The sequence below is a fragment of the Rhizobium alarense genome, from assembly GCF_021555155.1.
Lineage (GTDB): Bacteria > Pseudomonadota > Alphaproteobacteria > Rhizobiales > Rhizobiaceae > Rhizobium_D > Rhizobium_D alarense.
Window position 1 is genome coordinate 1 of sequence record NZ_JAKGBU010000008.1, and the last position, 20,387, is coordinate 20,387.

Sequence of the window (20,387 nt, forward strand, 5' to 3'; positions counted from 1 at the left end):
GCGCACACCTTCTTCTCCGCAATATGCATCGCCGCGACCGTCATCTTCTGGCTCTGATCAATGAGTCCTGAGCCTAGATGCTCGCACATCGGCGGACCGCCGGCCGGCAAGGCGGCACGCAATCCTGCCTGAAGGCTTATTGACGTTTACGTCAAGGTTATATACCGATTGTCCTTGATGACGCCCTTCAAAAGCATCATCCTGACGCAGTCGGACGGTGGAGGACCGAACCGGCGACGAACGGCAGGACGGTGACAGGCAGACCATGAGGAGGAAATTCCATGTCGGCAACAGTTGACGCCCCGTCGGGCCGCGCACCCGAGAAGTTCTGGCTCGCCTCCTACCCGACCGACCTTCCCTCCGAGATCGCACCGCTCGCCCATCATTCGGTCGGCGCGATGGTGGAATCCTGCTGCCGGCAATTCGCCGACCGTCCCGCCTTCACCTGCATGGGCAAGGCGCTGACCTTCCGGGAGTTCGGCGAGCAGACCGCCAAGGTCGCCGCATGGCTGCAGTCGCGCGGCCTGGAAAAGGGCGACCGCGTGGCGGTCATGATGCCCAACATCCTGCAGAACCCGGTCGTCATCTTCGGCATCCTCCGGGCCGGCCTTGTCGTCGTCAACGTCAACCCGCTCTATACGCCGCGCGAACTGGAGCACCAGCTCAAGGATGCCGGCGCGAAGGCGATCTTCGTGCTCGAGAATTTCGCCGGCACCGTCCAGCAGGTCGTCGCCCGCACCAGTGTCAAACATGTCTGCGTCACGACGATGGGCGACATGCTCGGCCTCAAGGGGCTGATCGTCAATCTTGTGGTGCGGAAAGTGAAGAAGCTGGTGCCCGCCTGGTCGCTGCCGGGCCACACGCCCTTCACGCGCGTTCTGGCCGAAGGCGCCGGCATGACGTTGGGCCCCGTCGCGGTCCGCCCGTCCGATATCGCCTTCCTGCAATATACCGGGGGCACGACCGGCGTCTCCAAGGGCGCAACGCTCACCCATGCCAATGTGCTCAGCAACATGGAACAGCTGAAACTGTGGATCGAGCCGATCTTCCGCACCAAGGCGCGGCCCCACCAGCTCCTCTTCGTCTGCGCCCTGCCGCTCTATCATATCTTCGCGCTGACGGTGAACGGCCTGATGGGGCTGGCGCTCGGCGCACACAACGTCCTCATTCCCAATCCGCGCGACATTCCGGGCTTCGTCAAGGAACTCGGCAAATACGAGGTGCATATCTTCCCGGGCCTCAACACGCTGTTCAACGCGCTGATGAACAATGCGGATTTCGCCAAGCTCGACTTCTCCCGCCTGGTGCTGACGCTCGGCGGCGGCATGGCCGTGCAGCGGCCGGTCGCAGAACGTTGGCAGAAGATGACCGGCTGCGGCATCACGGAAGGGTACGGCCTGTCGGAAACGTCGCCCGTCGCGACCGCCAACCGCCTCGACGCCAGCTATTTCACCGGCACGATCGGCCTGCCGCTGCCGTCGACCGACATCGACATCCGCGACGACGACGGCCATCCGCTGCCGCTCGGCGGGATCGGCGAGATCTGCATCCGCGGGCCGCAGGTGATGAGCGGCTACTGGCAGCGGCCGGACGAGACGGCGCGCGTCATGACCGTCGACGGCTATTTCCGCTCTGGCGACATCGGCTTGATGACGCCGGAAGGCTACACGAAGATCGTCGACCGCAAGAAGGACATGATCCTCGTTTCCGGCTTCAACGTCTTTCCGAACGAGATCGAGGAGGTGGCGATGAGCCACGGCGGAGTGCTCGAATGCGCCGCCATCGGCGTGCCGGACGAGCATTCCGGCGAGGCCGTCAAGCTCTTCGTCGTCCGCAAGGACGCAGCGCTCACCGAGGCCGACGTGAAGGCGCATTGCGCCGCCAACCTCACCAACTACAAGCGGCCGAAATACGTGGAGTTCCGCACCGAGCTGCCGAAGTCCAACGTCGGCAAGATCCTGCGCAAGGAGCTTCGCGGCTAAGCCCAGCCCGGATTTATAAATCGATTTAACTCCGCGGGGAAATCGGCACGGCCGAGGGTGAAATGCCGTGCGGCAGGCTTGATTTGCAGGGCGCAAAGCGACTAGCTATCGCAGCAACGCGTCACGCAGGGAGCCATCGATGAAAGCGCTTGTCGAAAAGCTGAAAGCCACCGCGCAGGAGACCGGAGCGACGGATATCAGGGCAGCCTTCGCGGCCGATCCGGACCGCTTCGCCCGATACAGCGCGACGCTCGACGATTTCCTCTTCGACTATTCCAAATGCGCGGTGAACGATGCGGTGCTCGGCGCCCTCGAGGCCCTCGCCGGGGAAGCCAGGGTCGAAGCGAAGCGCGACGCCATGTTCTCGGGCGCAATCATCAACATCACCGAGGAGCGCGCGGTGCTGCACACGGCGCTGCGCAACCGATCGAACACGCCGGTGCTCGTCGACGGCAGGGACGTGATGCCCGACGTCAACGCCGTGCTGTCGGCGATGGGCGCCTTTGCGGACGGCATCCGCTCCGGTGCCCTCAAGGGCGCGACGGGTAAGGCGATCACCGACGTCGTCAATATCGGCATCGGCGGCTCCGATCTCGGGCCGGTCATGGCGACGCTGGCGCTTGCGCCCTTCCACGACGGGCCGCGCCTGCACTTCGTCTCCAACATCGACGGCGCGCATATTGCCGACACGCTGACGCTGGTCAGGCCCGAGACGACGCTCTTCATCGTCGCCTCCAAGACCTTCACCACCATCGAAACCATGACCAATGCCGCCACGGCCCGGACATTCATCGCCGGCGCGCTCGGCGAGGCGGCGGTCGGCAACCACTTCTGCGCCGTCTCGACCGCCCTCGACAAGGTCGCCGCCTTCGGTATCGAGGCCGACCGGGTCTTCGGCTTCTGGGACTGGGTCGGCGGGCGCTACTCGATCTGGTCGGCAATCGGCCTGCCGCTGATGATCGCGATCGGCAAAGACAACTTTGCCGATTTCCTCGCCGGCGGCCATGCGATCGACAACCACTTCCGCACCGCGCCGTTCCGCAAGAATATCCCGATGCTGCTCGGCCTTCTCGGCTATTACCACCGCAACGTGCTCGGCTATCCGTCGCGCGCCATCCTGCCCTACGACCAGCGCCTGTCGCGTTTTCCCGCCTATCTGCAGCAACTCGACATGGAATCGAACGGCAAGTCGGTCACCCTGGACTCGACGCCGGTCGAAGGCCAGACCGGGCCCGTCGTCTGGGGCGAGCCGGGCACCAACGGCCAGCACGCCTTCTACCAGCTCATCCACCAGGGCACCACGATCATCCCGGCCGAGTTCATGATCGCGGCCAACGGCCACGAGAGGGATCTGCGCCACCAGCACCAGCTCCTCATCGCCAACTGCCTCGCGCAGTCCGAAGCGCTGATGAAGGGGCGCACGCTCGCCGAGGCCAAGGCGCAGCTGACCTCGAAGGGCATGGACGACGCAAAGGCGGACAGGATCGCGCCGCACCGGGTCTTCTCCGGCAACCGGCCGTCGATCACCATGGTCTATGACAGGCTGACGCCCTTCGTGCTTGGCCGGCTCATCGCGCTCTATGAACACCGCGTCTTCGTCGAGGGCGCGCTCTTCAACATCAACTCCTTCGACCAGTGGGGTGTCGAGCTCGGCAAGGAGCTTGCGACCGGGCTGCTCCCTGTCGTCGAAGGGAAAGAGAGCGCCACGGGACACGACTCCTCCACGGCGGGCCTCGTCGCGGCCCTGGCGAGCCTGGCCGCCGGATAGCCGCGAACCTCAGGCGTGGCCGCCGGGCGGCAGGCGAATCCAGGGGCCGAACGGCCCGGCGCACTTTTCCAGAAACGGCAGGCCCCGCTCGGCGACCAGCCGGAGGAGGAGCCGCCGCCGCTCGGTGTCGCCGTCGAGGTCGACATAGTGGTGGGCGTCGAAGGCGTTGCGTTCGCCGACTTCCGCCAGGAGCGCATTGAGCCGCCAGCGCTTCGGCTTCGAGCGTTGCAGCCGGCGGAACAGTGCGAACCGTCCATCCCGGCCGAGATTGACGTAGCAGGCAAAGCCGTACTTGTCCTTCTGCAGCTCCAGGAAGACGCTGTAGAACAGGCCCGCGCGGATCCAGCGATTCCCCCGCCGCAGGAACCCCTTCGGCACCAGCAACGCGTCGATTTCCCGCGTCAGGTCGGACTTGACGCGGGCCCTGATCGCAGGAAGACCCGCAGGCGCCCATCGAGGCATCGCCCCTCCTCACCGGCATACGGCCGTTCCACATCCGCCTGCCGCATCGGCCCCGGGCTCCGGAAGCCCGAGAGCCTGATCGTTACAGGCCGATTTCCTTCGCCCAGGGCGGGTTGGCGCCGGCGCGCGACACCGTCACGGCGGCGGCTTTTGCCCCGAGTGCGAGCGCCGCGGCGATCTGCGCCTCGGAAAGTCCCGCCACCTGGTCCTTCGTCAGCAGGTTCTGCATCTTGAGCGAGGCGAGAATGCCGGCATCGAACGTGTCGCCGGCGCCGACCGTATCGACCACCGTCACCCGCTCGCTCGGCACCGTCACCTTGTGCTTCGCCGTATAGCCGACCGCACCCTCGGCGCCGCGGGTGACGACGACGAGCTTCGCGCCATGATGCAACCAGTGGCGCGCCAGCGTTTCCTCGTCGCCTTCGAGGCCGAACCAGGCGAGATCCTCGTCGGAAAACTTGACGATGTCGGACATGGCCGCCATGCGGCGGATGCGGCCCATATGGGCCTCCTTGTCCTTGATGAAGCCCGGGCGGATGTTCGGATCGAGCGAGATGACGCGGTGCGCATGCTCGCGTTGCATCAGCGCCTCGTAGGTCGAGCCGCAGGGTTCCGGGATCAGGCTGATGGCACCGAAATGCAGGGCCTCGCAGGCGTCCCCGAGCGCCGGCAGGTCGCTGTCCACGATCATGCGGCCGGCCGTGTTCTCGTCATAGAAGGCATAGGTCGCGTGGCCGTCGACGAGCTTGACGAAGGCGATGGTGGTCGGCCGCGACAGCGTCGCGCAATAGCTGTAGTCGACCCGGCTGTCCCGCAGCGTGTCGCGCAGGATGTCGCCCATCATGTCGTCGGACAGGCCGGTGAAGAACCCGGCCGGCACGCCGAGACGGCCGAGCGCGATCGCGGTGTTGAAGATCGCGCCGCCGGCATAGGGCGCATAGGCCTCCTCGCCGAGCGTGGACTTGCGCGGCAGCATGTCGATCAGCGCTTCACCGCAACACAGGATCATCTGACGGTCCTCCCAGTAAGATTTTCAATCGATTTAAACGATCTTGCGGCGAACATCCAGCGCCGTTTTCAGGCGGTCGGCAGTTCGGTGACGCCGCCGTGATTTCCCGACCAGACAAGCGGTGCATCGAGGAAGGCTTCGACGGAGGCAAGCGTCGCCTCGTCGAAGAGCCGGTCGGCCCGTGCCACCGCCAGGACGTCACGCCACGTCGCGATGTGGTGCAGCCGGACACCGCCATTGGCGAAGCGGGTCTCCGCCTCCGGGAAGATGCCGTAGTAGAAGAGCGCCATACCGTGGTCGACCGTACCGCCGGCCGCCCGGATCGCGTCGATGAAGGTGAACATCGAGCCGCCGGCCGTCGTCAGGTCCTCGATGACCAGCACGCGCGCGCCCTCGGGCATGTGCCCCTCGATCTGGGCGTTGCGGCCATGGCCCTTCGGCTTCTTGCGCACGTAGATCATCGGCAGGCCGAGGCGATCGGCCAAAAGGGCCGCGAAGGGAATGCCGGCGGTCTCACCGCCGGCGATCGCGTCGAACTGCTCGAAGCCGGCGCCACGCAGGACGGTGGCGGCGGCGAAATCCATGACGGCGGAGCGGATGCGCGGATAGGAGATGAGTTTGCGGCAGTCGATATAGACGGGGCTCGCCATGCCGGATGCGAGCTTGTACGGGTCGTCTGCGCGGAAATGCACCGCCTTGATCTCCCACAACATGCGGGCGACCAGACCCGCCATCACGTCTCGATCCGGAAAGGAATTGGAAAACATCGGCATCTCCCACGCACTGAATACCAGAGCGCATAGCAGCTAGCGGCCGGCGTTTCCAGATGATGCGCGCGAGGACGGCGAAGGCCCGGGCAAACGAAACCCTCCCTGCAGGGTAACAGGGAGGGTTCGGGGAGGACCGGGAAGTCTTCAGGCGTCAGGCGGTGACGGCCTTGCCCGTGCCGACGCGGGCGTCGAGCGACAGTGCACCCGGACCGAAGGCGGCGAGCACGAGGAAGCCGCCGGCGATCGTGATGTTCTTCCACATCATCAGGCTGTTGAAGAGGGTCAGCAGGCCGTTTGCGGCCTCCGGGAAATCCGGAACAGCGATCGCGCCGCTGTGGAAGACGAGGGCCGTGAAGACACAGAAGGCGGCAAGCAGGTAAGCGGTGACCTTCGTCTGGAAGCCGACCAGGATGAAGAGGCCGGACACGAGCTCGAAAATGCCCGCCAGATAGGCGAGCGCGGTTGCGGCCGGCAGGCCGGCGCCGGCGATCATGCCGGCGGTGCCGGACGGATCGATCAGCTTGGGATAGCCGGCGGTGACGAACATCAGGGCGAGGAGGATACGTCCGACGAGGACGACTGCGTTTTGCTGGGACATGGAACTTGGCTCCGGTTGCGTTGAGCGAGGTTTACCAGAACCACGGCGTTTCACTAGCCGGTCACTTGTGCAACAGATTGTTCAGTTTTTGAGAACAATGGAACTGTTCCGGCGGGAACAGCGGGCGGTTCGCGGATCGCGCATGGTCACGACCACACACCGACTGTTTCGAGGAAATCCATGCGCCACTACGTAGCCGCCCTGCTGATCGCCGCCGCTTCCCTGCCCTTCGCAACCCCGAGCGCGGCCGGCGGCTATGCCGAAGATGGATCGAGCTACTACGGCTCCTACCAGCAGCAGTGCATCACGAAACGCGTCAGGACGCAGGACCATTCCGGCCGGTGGATCGTCAAGCGAGTCCGCGTCTGTTCCTGACGGGCGGCGTTCTGCCCGCATAAGGGCTTGCCGTCCCAAGTTTTTCCCGCTTTCCTGTTGCAACCCGCCCGCCGGCGGGTGAAGTATGGGGCGCCGTGCCGGTCTCGTCCGGCTTCGTGCGGTCGCGGGGACATCGGGCATGAACGAGATCAACAAAAGTGCTGCGTTCTGGCGTTCCTTTCCGATATTCGAGGGCTTTGCCAAGGAAACCATCGCCGAGATCGTCGAGATCGCGAGCCACCGCAAATGGACCGCCGGCACGGTGATCTTCCAGCGGGGCGACGAAGGCACCTACCTCATCGTCGTCGTCTCCGGCCGCATCAAGCTCTCGCTCATCACGCCGCAGGGCAAGGAGCTCTCGCTCCGGCAACTCGAGGCAGGCTCGATCTTCGGCGAGATGGCGATCCTCGACGGCGCGCCGCGCTCCGCCGATGCCACAGCGGTGACGGCGACGGAAGGCTACGTGATCGGCAAGCGGGACTTCCTCGACCTGCTCGGCCGCAATCCTTCCGCCTCGCAGGCGATCATTCACTACCTCTGCACCAAGCTCAGGGAGACGACGGAGCAACTGGAGACGATCGCGCTCTATGACCTCGATTCCCGCGTCGCCCGGTTCTTCCTCGCAACGCTGCGGCAGATCCACGGCGACGAATTGCCGGACAGCGCGAACCTGCAGATCGCGCTGAGCCAGACGGAGATCGCGAGCATCGTCGGCGCCAGCCGCCCCAAAATCAACCGCTCGATCCTGGCCCTGGAGGAGGCGGGTGCCATCCGCCGGAACGGCGGCATCATCAACTGCCACATCGGCCGGCTGCTTTCCGTGGCCGAGCCGGCCGACGAGTAGCCCGTTGGCGCGCGCGCTCCGCCTCCGACGGGCACGGCCGCTGCTGGCCGGTCTGCTGACGGGCCTTGTCGGCGCGGCCCTGCTGCTTGCCTTCGGCGACACGGCACTCGAGCGGCAGCGCGAGCTCTATTTCGATGCGCTGACGCGATGGGCCACCGTCCCGCAGAGCGACCGGCTGCTGGTCGTCGACATCGACCGCAAATCCTTCGCCGCCGCACCGGAGCGCGACTGGAGCCGGGCGCAGACGGCCGAGCTTGTCGAGGCCCTGGCCGCGGCAAAGCCGGCCGCCGTCGCCTTCGACTTCGTCTTCAGCACGGATTGCGAGCCGACGGACCCGGCCAACACGGCGCTCGCCCTCGGCATTTCCAAGGTTCCGACGGTGCTCGGCTTCCTGATCGGCGAGGACGGCGGGGAGACGCCGCGTCCCGTGCCGGCGCTGGCAATCCAGAGGCCGGTCGCCATTTCCGACCTCTGGTTCCTCGAGGGCACGGAAAATTCATGCCCCTTTCTGCAGGACAAGGCTGCCTCGACGGCCGCAGCCTTCCTCGTCGGCGACGAGGATTCGCTCGTCCGGCGCGTCCAGGCCTATTCCATCGTCGGCAAGGCCGCCTATCCGGCGCTCGGCGTCGAGGCGGCACGGCTCGCCGCCCGGGCCCGCACGCCGATCCTCGGCGGTGAGCCCGCCTGGATCCGCCACGACGCGCGCATCATCGACCTCGACGAGGATGGAAACCTGCGCTTCGTGGCGAGCGATGCCGAGGAGATCACGGCGCGTACCGTCTCGGCGATCGACGTGATCGAGGGCAAGGTCGCGGCCGAGCGCATCACCGACCGGATGGTGCTGATCGGCAGCAGCCTGCCCAATCTCGGCGGCCTGCGCGCCAGCGCGTCGATGCCGCTCGAGCCATCGGTCCAGATTCATGCCGATGTCGCAAACGGCATCCTGTCCGGCTTCCTGCCCTATCGCATCCAGGCCGCCATCCCATGGGAGGCCCTGGCGGCCTTCCTTGCCGGTGCCGTGCTCGCTTTCGCCGGCATATGGCTGCGACCGATCAACGCCGCGCTGGTGGGCACGGCGGTGCTGCTCGCGATCGCGGGCGTCTCGGCATTCGTCTTCCTGCAGACCGCCCACCTCATCGATGCGCCCGGCATTGCAGCCGTCGCGCTCGTCGCGCTCGTCGTCACGAGCGTGCTGCAATTCGCCGAAACGCGCCGTGCCGAGGCCACGGCCCGCCGGCGTTTCGCCCAGTATCTGCCGCAGGCGGTCGTCTCCCGCTATATCGACGAACCGGACTCCGGCCGCGTCGCCGGCGAGGAACGGCAGGTGACGGCGCTCTTCACCGACATCGAGAGCTTCTCGACGCTCGCCAACCAGATCGGTCCGCAGGAGCTCGTGCGCCTGCTCGACATCTATTTCACGGAAGTCAACGGGCTGGTGGCGCGGCATGGCGGCATGGTGGACAAGGTCGTCGGCGACGCCGTCCATGCCTTCTTCAATGCACCGGAAGACCTCGACCGGCACGTCGACAAGGCGATAGACTGCGCGGTCGCCATCCACGAGCTGACGGAGGAGATGCGCCGGCGGCCGCAGTTCGCCGCGCATGACTTCGGACGAACCCGCATCGGCATCGAGACGGGCATGGCCGTGCTCGGCGAGGTGGGCGGTTTCGGCGGCAAGCTCGACTACACGGCCCATGGCGAGGCGATCAACCTTGCCGCACGCCTCCAGGAGGCGAACAAGTTCCTCGGAACCGCGATCTGCATCGGCCCGCAGGCAGCTTCCGAGACGGCGCACGCCATGCGGCCGCTCGGTGTTCACGAAATTCGCGGGTTTGGCACCATGGAGCTTTTCACGCCCGCATGACCGGTCGGCGGTTCACATCGCGCCGGCACTGCGATAGGCTTCCTCGATGCGGGCGGCACCCCACGCCAGCACTTCCCCAGGCGCTGCACCCGGCGAGGCGATCTCGACACCCTGGCCGCGGCCGACTTCGCGCGTGACGCCGCCGCCCGATACCTCGACGAGACCATGCTCGACGAAGACCGCGAAGACGCCGCGGTTGGGTCCGGCGAAGAACTTCGTGCCGCGCACGCCGATCATGCCGAAGGTGGTCCGGAGCGCGAGATCGATCTTCGGAAGACCTTCCGGCCGGTCGAAGATCATCTGGCCGGTGCCGAGCTCGATCGTGCCGCCCTGACCGGCAATGAACTCGTCGATCAGGAGCTCCGTCTGGCTGCCGAGCATCAGCTTCGTGTCGGAGCCGAGCTCCAGCGTGGCAAAGCTTTCCGCGCCCGTCTGGATGAGGTCGCGGTCCATGACGTTGCCGCCGGAGGCGAGTGCTTCCAACTGTCCCGCCTGCTTGCGGTTGACGGAGCCGCGAACCTCGACGGCCGTGCCGATCACCGTGTTGGCCTGCGTCGTGCGCACGCCATAAAAGGACAATGCGGCCGCACTTCCGGCCAGGAAAACTCGACGGCTCATCGGATAACGGCTACCCAAACCCATCTGTCGCATCTTTCACCTCTCGCGCGTCACACGCGCAGCTTTGGGATGTGGACATGTCGTCCGGCCGCATCTCGGCGATCTGCCATGCGCGGACGAACGCATCCCTATAAGACATCCGCCGCCCGTCTTGCGATGTTTCCGCGGGAACAGCCGCCCCGTCTCCGGATCAATACTGTCACCCGCATGAAACAAGGGAGACGGATCATGTTCAAGAGATCCAGTAAAAAGAAGACGGTTGGCCGCGCCTTTTTCTTCGCGGCGCTCGTCGCGCTTCCCGCGGGTTTCGCGGGAGCGACGGACCTTTCCATCGAAGCGCAGTGCGATGCCGCCGCCGGCAGCCGCTACGATGCGACGCGGAACGCGGCCTTTGCGCCGGTCGAGGCCGATGACATCAAGCTCGGCGTCGCGCTCTCCGCCTGCCGCGAGGCCTACAATTCCGGCGGTGGAGCCCGCATGGCCTTCCAGCTCGGCCGCGGCCTGCAGAAGGCCGGACAGGACCTCGAGGCTCTGAAGCTTTACGGCGAGGCGGCCAAGCTCGGCCATACGACGGCCATGGCGAACTATGGCGGCATGCTCGGCGCGCGCGGTGACCAGGTCAGCGAATTCGGCCTCTACAGGAAGGCGGCAGAAGCCGGCGACCTGCTCGGGGCCTACAACCTCGGCGTCGCCTATCGCGACGGCATCGGCACGGCGGTCGACGGCGCCGAGGCGATGAAATGGTTCGAGAAGGCATCCGCCGCCGGCGACGAGACGGCGGCCTTCAACATCGGCGTGCTGCTCGACGACGGCAGCCTCGTCGAGGAGGACAATGCGAAGGCCGCGGCCTACTACCGGATCGCCGCCGAACGCGGCAATGTCGATGCAATGATCAATCTCGGCCTGATGCTGGAGGCCGGCGAAGGCATCGGCAAGGATCTCGGCTCGGCTGCCGGCCTGTTCCGGATGGCCGCCGAACGCGGCGACAGCTACGGCACCTTCAAGCTCGGCCTGATGCAGCAGAACGGCGCCGGCATCGTGAAGAACATCGAGGAGGCCGTTTCCCGCCTCGTCGCCGCCTTCGAGCTCAAGGATGTCGATCTCGAAATCCTGCTGCGGGACCGGCCGGCCGAGCTCAGCGCCGAGGCGCGGCTTGCCATCAAGCAGGTGCTCGCCGAGCGCAAGCTGATCGCCGTGGCCGACAATGCCGAGATCGACCCGATCACGCTCGGCGCGATCGAGAAGCACTACCAGACCTCGAGCCGGCAGTAGGGCACGGGATCGGCTCAGCCGATCTCGCCCGCCTGCGGCCCCCACGTGTCGGTCATGGCAAAGCCCTTCGCCAGCGGGTCGAACGGATCAAGCGCCACCTGATGCAGGCCGAAGGTCCAGCCGCGGCCGGTGATCGTCGGGATGATCGCTTTGCGCCCCGCGACCTCGGTCGCCGCTTCCAGCCCCACCTCGAACTCGGAGCCGATGATCGAGCGGGACTTGAAGCTATCCCCGACCTTCGCCCTGCCGCGCGCGTAAAGCGTCGCAAGATTGGCCGAATTGCCCGTACCGCAGGGCGAACGGTCGATGCGGCCGGGCCACATGGTGGTCGCCGTGCGCACGGTCCCGTCCGGATCCCGGTCCCGGAACATCACATAGGCAATGCCCCGAATCTCGGGGATCTCCGGATGCACGACCGGCATCGCGCCATTGATGAGATCCTTGAGGGCCATGCCGGCATCGACAAGCGTGCGCGCATTCGCCTTCTCGATCGTCGTGCCGATCTGCTGGACGTCGACGAGCGCGTAGAACACACCGCCATAGCTGATGTCGAAGCGTACGCGGCCCCAATGCGGCGTGTCGATCCCGGCGTCGAGTTCGAGCGCGAAGGACGGCACCATCGTCAGCTTCACCTTCTCGCAGCGGCCGTCGCGGCAGGTCGCGGTCGCCTTGACGAGGCCGGCCGCCGTGTCGAGCATGACGACCGTCTCTGGCTCCTTCATCTCGACGATGCCCGATTCCAGAAGCGCCGTCGCGACACAGATGGAGTTCGAACCCGAGGAGGCATGCGCCTGGTCGGCCTGCAGGATGATGAAGCCCGCATCCGCCTCCGGCCGCTTCGGCGGCAGCAGCAGGTTGACCGAGCCGAGCGCGGAGGCGCGCGGTTCGAGGCAGAGGAAGCGGCGCAGGCTGTCGTCCACCGTGTTGATGTGGTTCAGCTGCTCGGCGATCGTATTGCCGGGGATCTTCGGCACGCCGCCGATCGCCACCTTGCCGATTTCACCCTCGCAGTGGACGTCCAGAAGCTGGATCGTGCGCTTCCATCTCATGTGGCAATGTCTCCGAAATCAAACGTGGCGGGTGATGCCGCCATCGACCCTGATGTTCTGGCCCGTGATGTAGCCCGCGCCGTCCGACAGCAGGAAGGCCGCGGTCTTGGCGATTTCCTCCATCGTGCCGATCCGCTTCATCGGCACCTTGTCGGCCGTGTCGGGCTTGTGCGCGAGACTGTCGATATAGCCGGGCAGCAGGCAGTTCATGCGGATATTGTCGGCGGCGTAGCGATCGGAATAGAGCTTGGTGAAGGCGCCCGCCGCCGCACGGTAGGTGCAGGAAACCGGGAAGATCAGCGTGGGTTCGTAGGCGGCGAAGGTCGTGACGTTGAGAAAAGCGCCCTTGCCCTGCTTCAGCATGACCGGCGTGACGAGGCGCGCCATGCGCACGAGGCTGAGAACCATCATATCCGACCCCAGCGTCCACTTGTCGTCGGAAATGTCGAGCAGATCGCCCTTCGGCGGATGGCCCGCATAGTTCACGACGGCGTCGATCCGCCCGTAGGTCCGCATCGCGAGATCGACGAGGGCCTCGATGTCCTCCGCCTTCTCCGTGACGCCGCGCAGCGCGACGCCGCCAAGCTCGGCAGCAAGCGTCTCGCAGCTCTCGGACGGCGACATGAGCGCCACCCTGTAGCCGTTTGCCGCAAGCTCCCGGGCGATCGCTCCGCCCATGCCGCGCCCGCCGCCGGTGACGATGGCGACCCGATTTTCAGCATTGTCACTCATGAAGATCTCCCAAATGCCCGTGCGCCGCAAATGCAGCTACGGTTGCCCTGCCCGCCGGCCGATCCGGCGCCTGTCATACGCCCGTCATGTCAGCTGTCAAACATGGCCATGCGGACACGCCGGAAGAACGAAGGCCACAGCGATACATCAGGCGGCCGCCCCTTGCCAGCCGTTTCGCGACCGACCCGCCTCCGGCCCTTCTCCCCCGCTTGACCGGCCACGCGGCCCGGAGAGAATGACGCCACCCCTCGTTTCGGACACACGGAATCCATGACCAAGCTCATCGTCTTCACCGACCTCCACATGACGCCCGAAGGCACCCGGATCATCGGCCTCGATCCGCACCAGCGCCTGAAGGCCGGACTGGACCACGTCAATCTCCACCATGCCGATGCGGATTCCGTGATCTTCACCGGCGACCTGACGCACCGGGCCGATGCACCGTCCTATGTTCGTCTGAAAGGCCTCATCGACACCCTCCTGCCGCCGAGCGCGATTACCATCGGCAACCACGACAGCCGCGAGCTTTTCCGTCAGCACTTTCCGGATGTTGCCGCAGACGAAGAGGGCTTCGTGCAGCGGGCCATCGACTTCGCCGACTGCCGGGTGCTGCTTCTCGACACGCTGTTCGCGCCGCCATATGACTATCCCGACAGCCATTCGGGCCATCTGTGCGAGCGCCGGCTCTCCTGGCTGGACAGGCGGCTTGGCGAGGCGGCCGGCCGGCCGGTCCTGATCTTCATGCACCACCCGCCACACGACACGGGTTTTGCCGGCATGGACGGGATCAGACTGCGGAACGGCGACGACTTCTACGACATCGTGCTGCGGCACGGCAATGTCCGCCACATCTTCGCGGGGCACGTCCACCGCACCATCGGCGGATCGCACCGCGGCATCCCCTTCTCCGTTTTCAAGAGCCCGGTCCACCAGCAGCCGATGCCCTTCGACACGCCCGATCCGTCGCTCGCCGTCGACGAGCCGGGAGCCTACGGGATCGTCGTCGTGACCGAGCACGGGCTGCAGGTCCACACGGAAGATTACGAAATCGCACGGCGCGACGGTCACATCGCGTAACAGAACGTGACCGGCGGCAGCGGCACTGACGGAACAGGATGCGGATACGCACGTTTGGTCGCCGAAGGGGAAGTAACAACCTCTAAGGAGAACGACATGCGTAAGATTCTTCTCGCCGGCGTTGCGCTGGCCCTCATCGGCGCGACGGCGGCAAAGGCTGACGACAGCGATCAGGAAGCGATCGGCGGCATTGCCGGCGGCGCTACGGGCGCTGCAGCCGGCGCCGTGATCGGCGGTCCGGTCGGCGCCATCGTCGGCGGCGTCGCCGGTGCCACTTTCGGTGCCGCGGCCACCGTTCCGAAGGAAGTCCAGGTCTACGTGATGGAGAACCCGACGCAGTCCGTCGTGGTTCAGGAGCCGATCACCGAGGAATACCGCTTCGCCGAAGGCGTGCCCCTGACGCCGGTTCCGGAACATCCGGACCTTGCCTACGTCTATGTCGACAACCGCCCGGTCGTCGTGGAAGCGGAAAGCCGCCGCGTCGTCTATGCGCCGGCGGTCGAGGCGACCACGACGGGCAGCATCGCGACGCCCGTGCCGGAGACCACGATCACCTATATCGAGAGCAACCCGGTCGAACCGGTCATGCTCGAAGGTCCGGTCGCGACCGGCACCGTGATCCCCGAAGCCGTGCAGATCGTCGATGTGCCCGAAAGCCCGAGCTACGGCTATATCTACGTTGACGACCGTCCGGTGCTGGTCGACCGTGGCACCCGCCAGGTCATCTGGGTCCGCTAACGGCTGGCGCGCCTCTCGCGCGTGCGAAGCCCGCCCTCCGGCGGGCTTCGTCTCGGGAGCTGCCGTATTCAGCTTCGGATCAATCGCCGTGCGCGCCGGAGCAACCGTTGCCCGGCGCGCTTCCATGGCGGCTTGCCGGCGGGCCTCGGCGCAAGGGAAAACGCCGCGCCGTAGCCGTCTTCCGCCGCAGACCGCGCGATCCGCTCTCGAACGGCATGCAGCAGATCGGCGTCGGTATCCGCCCCGGCGGCCAGCCGACCTTCGATGATCGCTAGGAACCGGGCCTGCCATGCCGTCTTGATCGGCATCGCGGACACCTGCCCGGCCGAAAGCGGCTGCGGGAACGGCCATGGTCGTTCAATGCCGGCGATCTTGAAATTGAGCTTGGTCAGGACGCATTTCGGGCAGGTGCCGCAGTTCTCGCCGGTGCGCGGCCCGGCCCAGCAGACCGAAAGATTTTCCAGGATGGCCGGCCGCGCCGCAAGTGCCGCGATGCGGTCGATCCGGTCGTAGGCGCCGCCGTCCGATTCGATCCGGAAATCGCCACGCGAGAAGAAGCGCCCGTTCCAGAAACTGTTGCCCCAGACGGTGAAGGCGTTCTCATAGCTTTCCTCGCTCGCGACGAGCCCGATGCCGTGCCGGCCCGAGAACTGATGCAGGACCGCCGCCAGGCCGGCGCCGAAGCTCATCTGCCAGTTCGGCGCCGTCTCCCGCCAGTTGGTCCGCATCACGAAGAAATCCACCCCCAGGTCGCGGGCGATCGCCGCGCCGTGACCCTGCAGCCGCGCAAAACCTTCCGTCGCGGCGAGCGGCATGTCGAACCCGTGCACCATGACGGCCGATGCGAGAGCACGGCGGCCGGGCCAATCCGGCCCGCCGGCGTGGCGCAGCAGCGTGAAGCTGCTGTCGACGCCCGCCGAGAAAGCCGCGACCGCCCTTTCCGGCGTCTCACGTCGCTGTTGCCGGCGATCGACCGCCTCGGCATGGATCCTGACGCGATGGGCGAAGACATCGGGGCGCCAGCGGTGCCAGACCTCCTGGAAATGCTCAAGCCCCTCGAGAAGCAGGCGATCGACGGGAAACGGCACGTCGAGATCGAACCCGGCATTCATCGCCTGGGGCAGGATCGCCGGCAGGGCGAAATCGGGTGCGACGGAAAGCGCCGCGGCCGCGGCCGGCACGGAAAGCTCGAACCACACGGACGGCGCAAGGGCACCCGAACGAATCTCCCGCCGCAGCCCGTCGGCGGACGTCCTGACATCTATCCTGCATCTGGCGCGTCGGCTCGGCATGCGGCCACGCTAATACATCGACGGCAGCGGCGGAAAGACTTTGTCTGCGCCCGCCGTCTGCTCCTTGGCCAAATTGTGGATGACCGTCGAAGGTCCGCGCCGTCAGGCCCGCGGTCGTTACGCGTTTCTTCGAAATGTAGTAATCATGCAGAGACTCATGGCCGGGGGAGCAGCAGGTGTGGCCCGTCTACTTTATCAATCTCGATCACGCCTCCGAACGCAGGAACCGCAGCACGGCACTCTTCCGCGATGCCGGCCTTGAATTCCGTCGTATCGCTGCCTGCGACTGGCGTTCGCTGAGCGCCACCGATCTCAGCAGTTCGGTGGCGCGTGCGACGCCGCGCTTCGCCAAGGGCCGGATCACGCCGCCGGAAGTGGCGTGTTTCCTCAGCCACATGCGGGCCTGGGAGACGATTGCGGCCGGCACGGCGCCGGCCGCCTTCGTTTTCGAGGACGACTTCGCGCTGCAGCCGGACGCGGCGCGGCTGATGGCGGACCTTTCAGGGCAGCCGCCGACATGGGACATGCTGAAGCTCTTCACCAACAAGCCGCGCACCATGGGCGATGCAGTCCTGCTGGATGCCGTGCATTGCCTCGGCACGCCGGACATCCTGCCGCCCACCACCCTCGCCTATGCGATCACCCGGCCTGCCGCCGCAGCGCTCGCCCGCCGCAGCATGCCCTTCAGCCGCCCGATCGACCTCTACCTCAAGCACTGGTGGGAACACGGCGCGGCGATCAAGCTGGTGCAGCCGTCCATCGTCGTGCCACGGGACGAACATCTCGCCTCGAGTGCCATAGAACGGGCACGCCGGAACGCGACGGACGCCAATCCGGTGGCGCGCTTCCTGCGCAATGCGGCCTATCAGCTATCCTTCCGCGTCAGCAGCAGCCTCTACGCCTCCTCCCGGGCGACGGAGGCACGCTGGGTGGACGACAGTCCTCGCATTGTCGATGTGTGCCCGCCGGCCGTGACGCAAGAGCCGCGGCCTTGAACGATGCGCTCCGGAGCCGGATACGCTCGGCGCTCCTGCCGGTGGCGACGTCCGGACCCTACGCGCTCCTCGACTATCCGAACTATCTCAACCCGGGCGACGCCGCGATCTGGCTCGGCGCACGACGCGTCCTCGAAGAGCTGAACGGCCGTCCGCCGGCCTACAGCCAGACGCTGCGCCATTTCTCGGCACGCCGCTGCCGTGCCGCGATCGGCTCCGGCACCATCTACCTTCTCGGCGGCGGCAATTTCGGCGATCTCTACGAGCGGCACCAGCGCATGCGGCTCGCGGCGCTCAGGGCGATGCCGGACAATCCGGTCGTGCAGCTGCCGACGAGCTGTGCCTGGAGCGGCGGGGAGGAAACAGCCCTCGTCGCCGAGACGGCCGCTCTCTGCCGCGGCCGCGGCCGGCTCACGTTCTATGCGCGGGATGCAAAGGCGATGGCCGAACTCACAGGCCGCTGCGGCATCGCCAGCACGCTCTGCCCGGACCTCTGCCACGTCCTCGACCTCGCCGCGCCGCCGCCGGAAAGGGATGATCTGGTTCTCTGGCGAAGGGACCCCGAGGCGCAGCAACTGGAGGGCGGAGCGCCCGATGCGCCGGCCATGGACTGGCGCGACAGCCGCGCGCAGCGCCTGACGAACCGGATCGGCAAGCTGATGCTCGCGCTTTCACCGCCGGCGACGCGCCTGGGGATGCAGGACCGGATCGCCGGCCGGAAGCTGCGTCTCGCGCTTGAAACGCTTTCAATCGGCAGGACAGTCACCACCGACCGCCTGCACGCGGCCCTGCTCGCCGCCGCGACCGGCCGCACGGTGAGACTTCGCGACAACAGCACCGGCAAGCTCTCCGCCTATTGCGAAACCTGGCGCGACCTGCTGCCGGAAACCATGCAGATCATCAAGGACTGAGACGCAGTGGAGGGGAATGGCGCACCCGAAGAGATTCGAACTCCTGACCCCCAGATTCGTAGTCTGGTGCTCTATCCAGCTGAGCTACGGGTGCGCATTTGGCGGCGGGCTGGTGTGCCCGGCTGCGAGGCGATCTCCTAAATCGTCGGCAGCGTTATTGCAAGCGAATTTGCGCAGAAAAAGTGAGTTTTGCGCGAACTGAGGCGCAACCGTTTGAAAATAGTGTAAAAAGCGTCACGCGCGGTTGCGGAAGGCATCCAGCGGCACGGGGCGGTCGGGCAGTTCGATGCGGAACTGCGTGCCCGGGGCGGCCTTTTCGACGAGTGCGATCGTGCCCCCATGCGCATGCACCAGCTCGCGGGCGATCGCGAGACCGAGGCCCGTTCCTCCGGCGCGCACGGAGCCGCGGAAGGCGGTGAAGAGGTTCTCTCGCGCCTTCGCCGGCATGCCGGGTCCGGTATCGTCGATGGTGATCGACACAACGCTGCCGGTGCGCAGCGCCTGGACGAGGACCCGGCGGCGCGCGCCGGCCGGCTGCAGCGCAAGCGCCTCGACCGCGTTGCGGCAGATGTTGTGGATCACCCGGAAGAGCTGCTCGCCGTCGGCATCCACCTCAAGGCGATGGTCGACCTGGATCGAAAATTCGATGCCGGAGCGCGGCTCGATCCCCAGCATGTCGGATACGTCCTGGATGAGCGGGCGCAGCGGAATGAACCGGCGATGCGGTTCCGGCTCCCGCATCCGCCCGTAGGACAGCACGTCCTTCGTGTAGCTGACAGCCCTGTCGATCGAGCGGACGAGCTTCGGCGCGAAGCGCTTGACGACGGGATCGTCGACATCGGCGAGACGGTCGGACATCAATTGCGCCGAGGACAATATGTTGCGCATGTCGTGGTTGATCTTCGAGACCGCGAGGCCGAGGTCGGCGAGATTCTTCTGCTCCTTCAGCGTCCTCTGCAGCGCGTGCTGCATCTGCGCGAGATGGGTACCCGCAGCGGCGAGTTCGTCGCGGCCGCTCGATGGCACCAGCACGCGCTTCGGATCGGACGGGTCGGCCGCGAAGTCCCGCATGTTCTCCGTCATGCGGCGGATCGGCCGGATCAGCATCCGGTTGATCGACAGGAAGATGAGCGCGGCGGTGAAGAGCGATATGCCGATCGACAGGAAGAAGACGTTGCGGGCATAGACGAGCATCGCCCGGCGCAGCGCCTTGTCCTCGAGAACCACTTCGATCGTCAGGTCGCTGTCGGCGACGGGACCGTAGACGCGGATCACGTCGTCGCCGCCGAAAGCCAGCGTATCGAAAGCATCGCGGATCGCCGAGAGCGGCGCCATGTCGGAGAGGTCGAACTTGGCGTCCACGCTCGGCGGCATGTCCGCGACGGCGATCATGCGCGAGGCGTCCTTGCGGCGCAGCACGATCGCCTTGGTGCCGGTCGCCATCAGCGTCTCGTCCTGCAACGGACGCGGCAGCACGCGGTCCGGCAGACCGTCGACGACGACGGCGGCGGCAGCGGCCGTGTTGAGGCGGTCATTCAACCAGCGAAGCCGCATATTGGCGACGGAGGGCACGAAGATCAGCACCTCCGCGAGCATGACGAAAAGCACCGTGAGCACCAGCAGCCTGCCGGACAGGCCCGAGAGCCGGCCGCCCATCTCGACGTCGCCAAGCGCCGGAGTGCCGTCCTTTTCCGCCATACCCTGCTCCAAGATCGCGTGCGCCGGCGTCAGCCGAACCGGCGCAGAAAACGAACCAGCGCGCGAATCCAGCGGTTCCGCGCCATCGGGGCATAATAGGAGATTGCGGCCCGCTTTCCAATCTCAGAGCGCACGGGATAAGGCGGGACGAAACCGGCGAGATGCTTGAGGCGCATCCGGCGCTCGACGACGAGGGCCCAGAGGGTGATCATCTCGCCCGCGTCGGCACCGGCGATGGCGACACCGAGTACGCGGCCGCGTGCGCCGGCGACCAGCTTGACGAAGCCCGTCGTCTCGCCCTCGATCTGCGCCCGGTCGTTCTCGGCGAAGGGC

19 protein-coding genes, 1 tRNA gene and 1 pseudogene are annotated in these 20,387 nt (G+C 66.4%); 10 read left to right on the forward strand and 11 right to left on the reverse strand.

Going from position 1 to position 20,387, the window contains the following annotated elements; translation table 11 throughout:
- Positions 1-281: 281 nt before the first annotated feature.
- Positions 282-1,982 (forward strand): long-chain fatty acid--CoA ligase, encoded by a 1,701-nt coding sequence (locus LXM94_RS04040; protein ID WP_235769856.1) that lies wholly within the window; start codon positions 282-284, stop codon positions 1,980-1,982.
- A 139-nt stretch (positions 1,983-2,121) separates the two neighbouring features.
- A complete protein-coding gene (gene pgi, locus LXM94_RS04045) occupies positions 2,122-3,750 on the forward strand; it encodes a glucose-6-phosphate isomerase (RefSeq protein ID WP_235769857.1) in 1,629 nt (542 codons plus the stop codon).
- Positions 3,751-3,759: 9 nt separating this feature from the next.
- On the opposite strand, the gene LXM94_RS04050 is transcribed toward pgi, so the two are convergent.
- The 4 genes from LXM94_RS04050 to LXM94_RS04065 form a co-directional block, all read right to left on the reverse strand.
- On the reverse strand, positions 3,760-4,134 hold the full coding sequence (locus tag LXM94_RS04050; RefSeq protein WP_235769858.1) for a DUF4304 domain-containing protein: 375 nt from the start codon (positions 4,132-4,134) through the stop codon (positions 3,760-3,762).
- Positions 4,135-4,294: 160 nt separating this feature from the next.
- On the reverse strand, positions 4,295-5,221 hold the full coding sequence (locus tag LXM94_RS04055; protein ID WP_235769859.1) for a carbohydrate kinase family protein: 927 nt from the start codon (positions 5,219-5,221) through the stop codon (positions 4,295-4,297).
- Between the two features lie 68 nt (positions 5,222-5,289).
- Positions 5,290-5,988, reverse strand: coding sequence for an orotate phosphoribosyltransferase (locus LXM94_RS04060; protein WP_235769860.1), 699 nt, complete (start codon positions 5,986-5,988; stop codon positions 5,290-5,292).
- A gap of 154 nt (positions 5,989-6,142) precedes the next feature.
- Positions 6,143-6,589 carry a DoxX family protein gene (locus tag LXM94_RS04065; protein WP_235769861.1) on the reverse strand — a complete coding sequence of 149 codons (447 nt, stop codon included), beginning with the start codon at positions 6,587-6,589 and terminating at the stop codon, positions 6,143-6,145.
- Positions 6,590-6,769: 180 nt separating this feature from the next.
- Between LXM94_RS04065 and LXM94_RS04070 the strand changes: the two genes are divergently transcribed.
- The 3 genes from LXM94_RS04070 to LXM94_RS04080 all read left to right on the forward strand — a co-directional run bounded on the left by LXM94_RS04070 (position 6,770) and on the right by LXM94_RS04080 (position 9,672).
- The gene (locus LXM94_RS04070; protein ID WP_235769862.1) at positions 6,770-6,964 is read left to right on the forward strand and encodes a hypothetical protein; all 195 of its coding nucleotides are present in this window, start codon (positions 6,770-6,772) and stop codon (positions 6,962-6,964) included.
- Positions 6,965-7,103: 139 nt separating this feature from the next.
- Positions 7,104-7,808, forward strand: coding sequence for a Crp/Fnr family transcriptional regulator (locus tag LXM94_RS04075; RefSeq protein WP_235769863.1), 705 nt, complete (start codon positions 7,104-7,106; stop codon positions 7,806-7,808).
- Positions 7,809-7,812: 4 nt separating this feature from the next.
- The gene (locus LXM94_RS04080) at positions 7,813-9,672 is read left to right on the forward strand and encodes a CHASE2 domain-containing protein (RefSeq protein WP_408015582.1); all 1,860 of its coding nucleotides are present in this window, start codon (positions 7,813-7,815) and stop codon (positions 9,670-9,672) included.
- Positions 9,673-9,684: 12 nt separating this feature from the next.
- Here LXM94_RS04080 and LXM94_RS04085 read toward each other — a convergent pair whose 3' ends face one another.
- Positions 9,685-10,314, reverse strand: coding sequence for a FecR family protein (locus tag LXM94_RS04085; protein WP_329605586.1), 630 nt, complete (start codon positions 10,312-10,314; stop codon positions 9,685-9,687).
- A 204-nt stretch (positions 10,315-10,518) separates the two neighbouring features.
- Between LXM94_RS04085 and LXM94_RS04090 the strand changes: the two genes are divergently transcribed.
- Positions 10,519-11,562, forward strand: a complete 1,044-nt coding sequence (locus LXM94_RS04090; protein WP_235769865.1) for a tetratricopeptide repeat protein — start codon at positions 10,519-10,521, stop codon at positions 11,560-11,562.
- A 14-nt stretch (positions 11,563-11,576) separates the two neighbouring features.
- On the opposite strand, the gene LXM94_RS04095 is transcribed toward LXM94_RS04090, so the two are convergent.
- Complete coding sequence (locus LXM94_RS04095; RefSeq protein ID WP_235769866.1) at positions 11,577-12,611, reverse strand: proline racemase family protein; 1,035 nt, start codon at positions 12,609-12,611, stop codon at positions 11,577-11,579.
- 18 nt (positions 12,612-12,629) lie between these two features.
- The gene (locus LXM94_RS04100; protein ID WP_235769867.1) at positions 12,630-13,343 is read right to left on the reverse strand and encodes an SDR family oxidoreductase; all 714 of its coding nucleotides are present in this window, start codon (positions 13,341-13,343) and stop codon (positions 12,630-12,632) included.
- Positions 13,344-13,613: 270 nt separating this feature from the next.
- On the opposite strand from LXM94_RS04100, the gene spdA reads away from it, so the two are divergent.
- Positions 13,614-14,420 (forward strand): 2', 3'cyclic nucleotide phosphodiesterase SpdA, encoded by an 807-nt coding sequence (gene spdA / locus LXM94_RS04105; RefSeq protein ID WP_235769868.1) that lies wholly within the window; start codon positions 13,614-13,616, stop codon positions 14,418-14,420.
- A gap of 96 nt (positions 14,421-14,516) precedes the next feature.
- Positions 14,517-15,158 carry a DUF1236 domain-containing protein gene (locus tag LXM94_RS04110; protein ID WP_235769869.1) on the forward strand — a complete coding sequence of 214 codons (642 nt, stop codon included), beginning with the start codon at positions 14,517-14,519 and terminating at the stop codon, positions 15,156-15,158.
- A gap of 68 nt (positions 15,159-15,226) precedes the next feature.
- On the opposite strand, the gene LXM94_RS04115 is transcribed toward LXM94_RS04110, so the two are convergent.
- The gene (locus LXM94_RS04115) at positions 15,227-16,339 is read right to left on the reverse strand and encodes a hypothetical protein (RefSeq protein WP_235769870.1); all 1,113 of its coding nucleotides are present in this window, start codon (positions 16,337-16,339) and stop codon (positions 15,227-15,229) included.
- 287 nt (positions 16,340-16,626) lie between these two features.
- Here LXM94_RS04115 and LXM94_RS04120 point away from each other — a divergent pair, with 287 nt between their 5' ends.
- Both LXM94_RS04120 and LXM94_RS04125 read left to right on the forward strand, forming a co-directional pair.
- Positions 16,627-17,445 (forward strand): glycosyltransferase family 25 protein, encoded by an 819-nt coding sequence (locus LXM94_RS04120; protein WP_235769871.1) that lies wholly within the window; start codon positions 16,627-16,629, stop codon positions 17,443-17,445.
- On the forward strand, positions 17,442-18,356 hold the full coding sequence (locus LXM94_RS04125) for a polysaccharide pyruvyl transferase family protein (protein ID WP_235769872.1): 915 nt from the start codon (positions 17,442-17,444) through the stop codon (positions 18,354-18,356). The genes LXM94_RS04120 and LXM94_RS04125 overlap by 4 nt, the downstream gene beginning before the upstream one ends.
- Before the next feature lie 17 nt (positions 18,357-18,373).
- On the opposite strand, the gene LXM94_RS04130 is transcribed toward LXM94_RS04125, so the two are convergent.
- From LXM94_RS04130 to LXM94_RS04140, 3 genes and pseudogenes are all read right to left on the reverse strand, one after another.
- A tRNA-Arg gene (locus tag LXM94_RS04130) sits at positions 18,374-18,450 on the reverse strand.
- 140 nt (positions 18,451-18,590) lie between these two features.
- Complete coding sequence (locus LXM94_RS04135; protein ID WP_235769873.1) at positions 18,591-20,054, reverse strand: sensor histidine kinase; 1,464 nt, start codon at positions 20,052-20,054, stop codon at positions 18,591-18,593.
- 29 nt (positions 20,055-20,083) lie between these two features.
- Positions 20,084-20,387: pseudogene (locus LXM94_RS04140) on the reverse strand (dihydrolipoamide dehydrogenase); the annotation flags it as partial.

Bases quoted from the DNA above. Each gene is read 5' to 3' on its own strand.
- LXM94_RS04040 (WP_235769856.1), top strand. From the start codon at position 282: ATGTCGGCAACAGTTGACGCCCCGTCGGGCCGCGCACCCGAGAAGTTC.
- pgi (WP_235769857.1), top strand. From the start codon at position 2,122: ATGAAAGCGCTTGTCGAAAAGCTGAAAGCCACCGCGCAGGAGACCGGA.
- LXM94_RS04055 (WP_235769859.1), bottom strand. From the start codon at position 5,221: ATGATCCTGTGTTGCGGTGAAGCGCTGATCGACATGCTGCCGCGCAAG.
- LXM94_RS04060 (WP_235769860.1), bottom strand. From the start codon at position 5,988: ATGTTTTCCAATTCCTTTCCGGATCGAGACGTGATGGCGGGTCTGGTC.
- LXM94_RS04065 (WP_235769861.1), bottom strand. From the start codon at position 6,589: ATGTCCCAGCAAAACGCAGTCGTCCTCGTCGGACGTATCCTCCTCGCC.
- LXM94_RS04070 (WP_235769862.1), top strand. From the start codon at position 6,770: ATGCGCCACTACGTAGCCGCCCTGCTGATCGCCGCCGCTTCCCTGCCC.
- LXM94_RS04075 (WP_235769863.1), top strand. From the start codon at position 7,104: ATGAACGAGATCAACAAAAGTGCTGCGTTCTGGCGTTCCTTTCCGATA.
- LXM94_RS04085 (WP_329605586.1), bottom strand. From the start codon at position 10,314: ATGGGTTTGGGTAGCCGTTATCCGATGAGCCGTCGAGTTTTCCTGGCC.
- LXM94_RS04090 (WP_235769865.1), top strand. From the start codon at position 10,519: ATGTTCAAGAGATCCAGTAAAAAGAAGACGGTTGGCCGCGCCTTTTTC.
- LXM94_RS04095 (WP_235769866.1), bottom strand. From the start codon at position 12,611: ATGAGATGGAAGCGCACGATCCAGCTTCTGGACGTCCACTGCGAGGGT.
- LXM94_RS04100 (WP_235769867.1), bottom strand. From the start codon at position 13,343: ATGAGTGACAATGCTGAAAATCGGGTCGCCATCGTCACCGGCGGCGGG.
- spdA (WP_235769868.1), top strand. From the start codon at position 13,614: ATGACCAAGCTCATCGTCTTCACCGACCTCCACATGACGCCCGAAGGC.
- LXM94_RS04110 (WP_235769869.1), top strand. From the start codon at position 14,517: ATGCGTAAGATTCTTCTCGCCGGCGTTGCGCTGGCCCTCATCGGCGCG.
- LXM94_RS04135 (WP_235769873.1), bottom strand. From the start codon at position 20,054: ATGGCGGAAAAGGACGGCACTCCGGCGCTTGGCGACGTCGAGATGGGC.